Source organism: Sphingobium sp. DC-2 (genome assembly GCF_000722555.1).
GTDB lineage: Bacteria > Pseudomonadota > Alphaproteobacteria > Sphingomonadales > Sphingomonadaceae > Sphingobium > Sphingobium quisquiliarum.
In genome coordinates this window covers 1-8,144 of sequence record NZ_JNAC01000084.1, presented here as the reverse complement: position 1 = coordinate 8,144, position 8,144 = coordinate 1, and the positions used below count along the sequence as shown (strand labels likewise).

Below are 8,144 nucleotides of genomic sequence, written 5' to 3'. Positions count from 1 at the left end.
TCCTTGTTGCCCATTATGCCCGGCCACACACGGAAATCCTGACAGTCCCCTCTCCTCTGCATCGCCGAAGGCAAAAATCATTCTTTGCCTGCGCTGCGCGCCATCATGAAAGAGCAGGCATCGATCCAGCCGCAACCTCCTCCGCGTCTCCGCGCCTCCGCGTGAACCAAAATCCTCTGCGCCCTCTGCGCCTCTGCGCGAACCAAAAATCCTTCAGTCCAGCGGCTCCGGCGGTTCACCGGGCGGAGCGTCGATCCAGCGGCGGGCGGTTTCGTAGCTGTGGCCTGCGCGCAGGAAGGCGGCGATCGCCTTTTCGCGCTGCTTCGGGTCGGGGCGCGCCTGCGCATAGGGGCCGATGCGCTTGCGGCGGGCGAAGCGATCGGCGGCGGCCCAGCTTTCGTTGGTGGCCTGGGCGTCCGCTTCTTCGCGATCGGCTGGCGCAATGCCGTCCGCGTGCAGGGTTTGCGCCACGCGGCGCGCGCCATAGCCGCGGCGGGACAGGGCCGCGCTTTTCATGACGGCATAGCCCCGGTCGTCGACGTAGCGCAGTTCGGCAAGCCGATCGACCAGCCGGTCCGGCGCTGGCGGCTGCGCGCCCGCCCAGCCGCGCTCCTTGAGCTTGCGGTTCAGATAGGCGAGCAGCTTCGCCCGGCTGGTCGCGAACCGGCCGACATAGCGCAGCGCCAGTTCGCGCAAACTGTCTTCATCGAGCGCAGGAGGGGGACGTTTGGCGGTCATCGCGCGATCATGCGCCAAGCGCCATGTTTATGCCACAGTCGGGCCGGAATTTGACCGCGCCTTATGCTGTAGAAGTTCACGCTGGTATGCAACTATCCGGTGCATCGCGATGTCAAAGGTGATAGCGCCCGCCCCGGATGACAAGATGATGACATTGGGTGACGCCAATATGACGGGTTCGCAAAGCATGATGGCACCTACGCCGACCAATGATGCCCTGCCACGGCGCTTCTCCGATTTCGAGACGCTTGGCGAGGCGCTGGACTATGCCGCGCAGGGGGTGCGGGGGCTGAATTTCCATGATGCGCGCGGCAATCTGGCGCGGCCCTACCCTTTTTCGGAACTGCGCGCCGACGCGATCGCCTGCGCCCACAGGCTGATCGCCCATGGCGTCAAGCCGCAGGACCGCGTGGCGCTGGTCGCGGAAACGGGCGCTGACTTCGCCCAGCTTTTCTTCGGCATCGTCTATGCGGGCGCCTGGCCGGTGCCGCTGCCGCTGCCCACCAGCTTTGGGGGCAAGGAAAGCTATATCGACCAGCTCAACGTCCAGCTGACCAGTTGCGACCCGATGCTGTTCCTCTTCCCCAAGGAACTGGAGGAAATGGCGGGCGAGGCCGGGCGGCAGCGTTCGGTCGAAAGCATCGCCTTTGAGGATTTTATTGCCCGTGGGGTGGTTCCGGCGGAACTGCCGCAGGCGCGGGGCGACGAGGTCTGCTATCTGCAATATTCCAGCGGATCGACCCGCTTTCCCCACGGCGTCGCGGTGACGCACCATGCGCTGCTGAGCAACCTTGCCGCGCACAGCCACGGGATGCAGGTGCAGGAAAGCGACCGCTGCATCAGCTGGCTGCCCTGGTATCACGACATGGGGCTGGTCGGCTGCTTCCTGTCGGTCGTCGCCAATCAGGTGTCGACCGACTATATGAAGACCGAGGATTTCGCCCGCCGTCCGCTGGCGTGGCTGGACCTCATCAGCCGCAATGAAGGCACGTCGATCAGCTATTCGCCGACCTTCGGCTATGACATTTGCGCGCGGCGCATGTCGAGCCAGACAAAGGCGGCGGACCGGTTCGACCTGTCGCGCTGGCGGCTGGCGGGCAATGGCGCGGACATGATCCGCCCGGACGTGATGCAGAGCTTCGTCGACGCCTTCGCTGATGCGGGGTTCAGCCCCAAGGCGTTCCTGCCGAGCTATGGCCTGGCCGAAGCGACGCTGGCGGTCACCATCATGCCGCCGGGCGAGGGCATCATCGTCGAGCTGGTCGAGGAAACCGACCTGTCGGGCGGCGACGCGACCGAAGGACGGCCGCAGCGCTTCCGCTCCATCGTCAATTGCGGCAAGCCCGCGCGCGACATGATCGTGGAAATCCGCGACGAGGACGGCGCGCCGCTGGGCGAACGGCAGATCGGCAAGGTGTGGACCACCGGCCCGTCGCTGATGGTCGGCTATTTCCGCGATCAGGAAGCGACCGACGCCTGCATGGTCGATGGCTGGCTGGACACGGGCGACATGGGGTATTTGAGCGACGGCTATCTCTACATCGTCGGCCGCGCCAAGGACATGATCATCATCAACGGCAAGAACCATTGGCCGCAGGATATCGAATGGGCGGTGGAGCAGTTGCCGGGCTTCAAGCAGGGCGACATCGCCGCCTTCGCGATCACGACGCCGGGCGGCGAGGAAGCGCCCGCGGTGCTGGTGCATTGCCGCACGTCCGACAATGACGAGCGCACGCGCCTGCGCGACCAGATCCGCGAGCGGGTGCGGGCGATCACCGGCATGAACTGCGTCGTGGAACTGGTGCCGCCGCGCACATTGCCGCGCACGAGTTCGGGCAAGCTCAGCCGGTCGAAGGCGCGCAACCTGTATCTGACGGGTGAGATCCGGCCTTACGATATTGCGGCGTGATTGCGGGCGGTCTCTTGACCGGCTGCATTATAGAAGGCGACAGGTGTAAGAGCAGCAAGGCCTTGGTGTTTACACTATCCGATGCAACGCCAGCAGTGGCCGGGATGGGTGGTTAGCTGCCATAAACAGGACCGTCCGTGCCATCCTCGACGGCCTTGATAGCGTCTCGACGCCTGCATCTGCGAAAGGCGATGATGGCCCAGACTGCGCCTACTATCAACGAGTAGAACCACCAGATTGAGACTAGGCCTAGCAAAGCCATGAAAGCAGGGCCGTCGCCACCCGTTTTCTCGATCGGTGCTCCGGTAGACATATTTTCCACATATTTGATGATCTTTCCGTAGAGCCACCAACTGACGGTTGGGGATGGAAGGAGGGCAATCAGCACTGCCGCAGTTGCTCTAAAGTAGTTGAGCTTGGAACTGACCGCCTCAGCAATCCAGCATGATATTCCGCCAACCCCGATCGGTAGAAGGAGCGCAACGAGAAAAGTCCACGCCAACATACTGTATCTACCTGACCATCAGCCAGTCCGCTGTTGAGAGCTTGGAGCCCGCCCGCTCATCTGAACCAGCAATAGTTTACAGTTTAGGGCTTCGTCCAACGCTCGTCTCTCACCCCTTCGACAACTGCCGTTCGATCGTGGTCCACAGCGCCGCGAAGGCCTGCGCCGGGGGTGATGACGCGGCGAAGGCGCCCAGCGGCTTCCGTTGCACCGTCATCTGCTCGACCATGCTGGCCATGGGGATGGCGGGCCAGCCGGGTTGTTCCTCCAGCGCCTTGCGGTGGAGGGCGCGGCGGCGGTCGACCATGGAATAGACGGGGAGGATCGGCGCATGCGATCCGCCGCGCTGGACGAGGTAGCGGGCGACTTCGCCCATGGCGCGCTGGGACAGTGGGGAAGGGATGACCGGGATCACGATCATATCGGCGGCGCGCAGCACCTGCTCGCTGGTTTCGGTCAGGCCGGGCGGGCAATCGAGGATGATGCGGTCATAATCCTTGCCCAGGCTGTCGATCAGCTTGGCGAGCCGCTTCTTCTTGTCCATTTCGCGGAAGAGATGGTCGAGGCTGCGGAGCGACGTGTCCGCCGCGATCAGGTCGAGGCCGGGCACCGTGGACGGCTGGATCAGCTTGCGGACCTCCACGTCCTTGCTGAAGATCGCCTGCGCGGCGTCGCGGCTCTGCTTGTCCGTGGAGATGAGCCAACTGGAGGCCGCCTGCGGATCAAGGTCCCATAGCAGCGTGCGCCGCCGCGAGATCGAGGCCGAAGCCCAGGCGAGATTGATCGCGAAAGTGGTTTTGCCTACTCCGCCCTTCAGGCTGTAGACGGCGATGGTCGCCAATGCCGGTTCCTTTGCCATGGGTGAAAGCTACGGCTTTGACCCGTCAAAGCAAGCGGACAATCATAGGTTGGTGACGCTGTCGTGACAGGGGCGCATCGCCCATGAAAAATCCCGCCGGAAGCGACCGGCGGGACTTTCTGTTCCAAGCGGAAGGATCAGGCCGCGGCGCGGCGTTCCTTCAATTCCTCGTTCAGCATTTCCGCGAGCAGGAAAGCGAGTTCGAGGCTCTGCGCCGCGTTGAGGCGCGGGTCGCAATGGGTGTGGTAGCGGTCGGCGAGGCCTTCGTCGGTGATGGCGATGGCGCCGCCGGTGCACTCCGTCACATTCTGCCCGGTCATTTCGGCATGGATGCCGCCGCCGAAGCTGCCCTCCGCACGGTGGACGGCGAAGAAGCCGCGCACTTCAGCGAGGATGCGGTCGAAGGGGCGCGTCTTGTAGCCATTGGCCGCCTTGATGACATTGCCGTGCATCGGGTCGCAGGACCAGACCACGGGATGGCCTTCGCGCAGCACCGCGCGGACCAGCTTGGGCAGGCCCGCCTCGATCTTGTCATGACCGTAGCGGGTGATGAGCGTGATCCGGCCTGCCTCACGCGAGGGGTTCAATATGTCGAGCAGGCGAATGAGCGCGTCGGGCTCAAGGCTGGGCCCGCACTTCATGCCAATGGGGTTGCCGATGCCGCGCAGATATTCGACATGCGCCGAGCCTTCGAACCGCGTGCGGTCGCCGATCCAGAGCATGTGCGCGGACGTGTCATACCAGTCGCCGGTCAGCGAATCCTGCCGGGTCAGCGCCTGCTCATAGGGGAGCAGCAGCGCCTCATGGCTGGTGTAGAAGCTGGTTCCGCCAAGCTGCGGCACGGTCTCGGGCGACAGGCCGCAGGCGCGCATGAAGTCGAGCGCTTCGCCGATCTGGTCGGCGACCGCGTCGAACTTCGCGGCAAGCGGGCTGCGGCCCATGAAATCCAGCATCCAGCCGTGGACGCGGTCCAGGCTGGCATAGCCACCGGTCGAGAAGGCGCGCAGCAGGTTGAGCGTCGCGGCCGACTGGTTGTAGGCGCGGACCATGCGTTCGGGATCAGGCTCGCGCGACTCCGCCGTGAAGCCGATGTCGTTGACATTGTCGCCGCGATAGCTGGGCAGCTCCACGCCGCCGATCGTTTCCGTATCCGCGGACCGGGGCTTGGCGAACTGGCCCGCCATGCGGCCGACCTTCACCACCGGCAGCTTGGACGCGAAGGTCAGCACCACCGCCATCTGTAGCAGCACGCGGAAGGTGTCGCGGATGTTGTTCGGGTGGAACTCGGCAAAGCTTTCGGCGCAGTCCCCGCCTTGCAGCAGGAACGCCTCGCCGGTCGTGACCTTGGCAAGTTCGGCCTTCAGGTTGCGCGCTTCGCCGGCAAAGACGAGCGGGGGAAACTGGCTGAGCTGAGCCTCCACGGCGGCAAGCGCCTGCGCGTCACGATAGACGGGCATCTGAATGCCCTTATGCTCCCGCCAGCTTTCCGGCGTCCACTTCGCCGTCACAGTGAGTCTCCCAAAGACGTGAAAATAGGGGCCGCACCTACGCTGATGAAGGGGGTAACGCAAGTTTATAGCTGTGGGAGGGGTGGCGCGGGTTTTGGGGCGCGCAGAGGCGCAGAGGGCGCTGAGAGGGGTGTGGGGGTTGGATTGGAGTGTTGTGGATTTTGTTCACGCGGAGGCGCGGAGGCGCGGAGGAGGTTGCGGCTGGATCGATGCCCGCTCTTTCATGCGGGCGCGTAGCGCAGGAAAGGATGATTATTGCCTTCGGCGATACAGAGGAAAGGAAGTGCGGCATCGGCCTCTACTCCCCTCCGCGTCTCCGCGCCTCCACGTGAACAAAAATCTTCCAAACCCCTCAGCGCCCTCTGCGCCTCTGCGCGAACCCAAATCCTTCACTTCTCACAAGGATAACGCCCATTCAGCGCCACGCTGACGAGCACGGAAGCGGGCGCCTTGCGCTGGTCGGGATAGCGTTCGAGATAGGCGACGACGATCCGGCGCACGTCTTCGGCCTGCATCTGGTCCGGCCAGCAATTGGGCTGGGCGCGGCCGATGAACACGTCCTTCTTGATGCCATCGACCGCCCCGGCGATGTAGGCCGTGCAGGCGAGGGCATATTCGGGCGCCTTGTTCCGGCATTTGGCGAGCAGGGTCGCGCCGGTTTCCAACATGAAATTCTGCGCTGCTGCGGGCGGCGTGGCCAGCGGGGTTCCGAGCAGCAGCGATGTCGCCAGGATGTGCGATTTCATGGACGGATGGTGCGCTTCCGGCGAGGCGCTGTCCAGCCGGACGGACGCGTGCCAGGCACGGCCTGCCGCATTATGACGGTGGCGTAACAGTTTGGTAAATAAGGAATTTACCCCAGTTTCAGCCGCCATTCCCAGCGCAGCGGATCGCCGTCCATGACATCGACGCCACGTTCGATCAGCGCGTCCCTGATCTCGTCCGACAGGGCGAAGTTCTTTCCGGCACGCGCGGCCTGGCGGCGGTCCAGTTCGGCTTCCACCTCTTCCGGCGTGATCTGCGCATCCCTGGGCGTCAGGCGAAGGTCCGCGCGCGTCAGGTGCATGAGGTTCAGTCCCAGCGCTTGATCGAAGGCGGCGATGAGGCAGAGCTTTTCATCGACGGGAACCTTCTTGATCGCGATCGTCTCTTCCAGCAGCGGGAGCGCGCGCGGGGTCATCAGGTCGTCGCTGATCGCGGCGTCGAACTGTTCGAGCAGCGGCGCCAGCTTCGGGTGCAGGTTGGCGCGCAGATAGTCGAGCCGGGGCGATTGCCATGTCACGCCTTCGGCGCGGGCCTTGAGGCCCTCCACGCCCATGATCAGCCGTTTCAGCCGGGTGAGCGCCGCGCTGACGCTGTCCGCGCTGAATTCCAGTTCGCTGCGATAATGAGCGCCCAGGCACAACAGGCGATAGGCGAGCGGGTGGACGCCCGCGTCGATCAGCGAGAAGAGGGTGGTGAAGCCGCCCTTCGACTTGCTCATCTTGCCCTGGCGGTCGACGAGGAAGTTGTTGTGCATCCACCAGCGTGCGCCGGTGAAGCCGGGCTGAGTATCGGTGCAGCCGCAATAGGCCTGGTTCTGCGCGATCTCGTTGGGGTGGTGGATCTCGCGATGGTCGATGCCGCCGGTGTGGATGTCGAACGGGTGGCCAAGGCGCGCCTCGCTCATGACCGAGCATTCAAGGTGCCAGCCGGGCGCGCCTTTGCCCCAGGGGGAGTCCCATTCCATCTGGCGCTGCTCGCCGGGCGGTGACTTGCGCCAGATGGCGAAGTCGCTGGGGTTGCGCTTGCCAGCGACCGGATCGATGCGGGCATGGGCGGCGTCATCGCGGCCGCCCGCCAGCGCGCCATAATCGGGCACGGTGCTGCTGTCGAAATAGAGGCCGGTGTCGAGTTCGTAGCAATGGGCGGGCGCGATCTTCTTCGCGAACTCGATCATCTGCGGGACATAGTCGGTGGCGACGGTCCATTCGCTGGGCGGCAGGATGTTGAGGTCGGCGATGTTGCGCTTGAACGCGCCGGTATAATGGGCCGCGATGTCCCAGATGCTCTTTGCCTGTGCGCGGGCGGCGGCCTCCATCTTGTCATCGCCTGCGTCGGCGTCGCTGGTCAGGTGGCCGACATCGGTGATGTTGATGATGTGCGTGACGTCCAGCCCCTTCCACAGCAGCGTGCGGCGCAGCGTGTCGGTGAAGACATAGGCGCGCAGGTTGCCGAGATGGGCGTAGTTGTAGACGGTCGGGCCGCAACTGTAGACGCGGGCGTGGCCGGGATCGATGGGCGCGAAAGGTTCGACCGTGCGGGTCAGGCTGTTGAAGAGGCGCAGGGGCGCGTCGGCATGCTGTTCGGCAGGGGTGAACTGGTCGCTCATGAGGCGCAGCCATGCGGTGGTTGAGGGCGGGCGTCAACCGGGGGCGAGGGGTTTCCTTTTGGTTCGCGCAGAGGCGCAGAGGGCGCTGAGCGGGTGTGCGGGGGGGTGGCCTGGCGCGTTGTGGATTTTTCACGCGGAGGCGCGGAGACGCGGAGGGGGATTAAGGCCAATGCCGCACTCTTTCCCTTTGTATCGCCGAAGGCAGGGACTGTCAGGATTTCCGTGTGCGGCCGGGCGGTTGATCATCAGGCCGC

The 8,144-nt window shown here is 64.5% G+C and carries 6 protein-coding genes; 1 reads left to right on the top strand and 5 read right to left on the bottom strand.

From position 1 onward, the window contains the following. Positions 1 to 213 precede the first annotated feature (213 nt). Positions 214 to 738 (bottom strand): regulatory protein RecX, encoded by a 525-nt coding sequence (locus ET21_RS0117640; protein ID WP_030540700.1) that lies wholly within the window; start codon positions 736 to 738, stop codon positions 214 to 216. Positions 739 to 886: 148 nt separating this feature from the next. On the opposite strand from ET21_RS0117640, the gene ET21_RS0117635 reads away from it, so the two are divergent. Further along, the gene (locus tag ET21_RS0117635) at positions 887 to 2,647 is read left to right on the top strand and encodes a fatty acyl-AMP ligase (protein ID WP_037471315.1); all 1,761 of its coding nucleotides are present in this window, start codon (positions 887 to 889) and stop codon (positions 2,645 to 2,647) included. Between the two features lie 614 nt (positions 2,648 to 3,261). Here ET21_RS0117635 and ET21_RS0117625 read toward each other — a convergent pair. The 4 genes from ET21_RS0117625 to cysS all read right to left on the bottom strand — a co-directional run bounded on the left by ET21_RS0117625 (position 3,262) and on the right by cysS (position 7,890). After that, on the bottom strand, positions 3,262 to 4,011 hold the full coding sequence (locus ET21_RS0117625; protein ID WP_030540697.1) for a ParA family protein: 750 nt from the start codon (positions 4,009 to 4,011) through the stop codon (positions 3,262 to 3,264). 137 nt (positions 4,012 to 4,148) lie between these two features. Then, positions 4,149 to 5,519 (bottom strand): class II 3-deoxy-7-phosphoheptulonate synthase, encoded by a 1,371-nt coding sequence (locus ET21_RS0117620; RefSeq protein WP_030540696.1) that lies wholly within the window; start codon positions 5,517 to 5,519, stop codon positions 4,149 to 4,151. A 389-nt stretch (positions 5,520 to 5,908) separates the two neighbouring features. After that, complete coding sequence (locus tag ET21_RS0117615) at positions 5,909 to 6,265, bottom strand: Rap1a/Tai family immunity protein (RefSeq protein WP_030540695.1); 357 nt, start codon at positions 6,263 to 6,265, stop codon at positions 5,909 to 5,911. Positions 6,266 to 6,372: 107 nt separating this feature from the next. Then, positions 6,373 to 7,890, bottom strand: a complete 1,518-nt coding sequence (gene cysS / locus ET21_RS0117610) for a cysteine--tRNA ligase (RefSeq protein ID WP_030540694.1) — start codon at positions 7,888 to 7,890, stop codon at positions 6,373 to 6,375. Between the last annotated feature and the right edge of the window lie 254 nt (positions 7,891 to 8,144).

Excerpts from the sequence above, each read along its gene's own strand:
- ET21_RS0117640 (WP_030540700.1), bottom strand. The coding sequence starts at position 738 with ATGACCGCCAAACGTCCCCCTCCTGCGCTCGATGAAGACAGTTTGCGC.
- ET21_RS0117635 (WP_037471315.1), top strand. The coding sequence starts at position 887 with ATGACATTGGGTGACGCCAATATGACGGGTTCGCAAAGCATGATGGCA.
- ET21_RS0117625 (WP_030540697.1), bottom strand. The coding sequence starts at position 4,011 with ATGGCAAAGGAACCGGCATTGGCGACCATCGCCGTCTACAGCCTGAAG.
- ET21_RS0117615 (WP_030540695.1), bottom strand. The coding sequence starts at position 6,265 with ATGAAATCGCACATCCTGGCGACATCGCTGCTGCTCGGAACCCCGCTG.
- cysS (WP_030540694.1), bottom strand. The coding sequence starts at position 7,890 with ATGAGCGACCAGTTCACCCCTGCCGAACAGCATGCCGACGCGCCCCTG.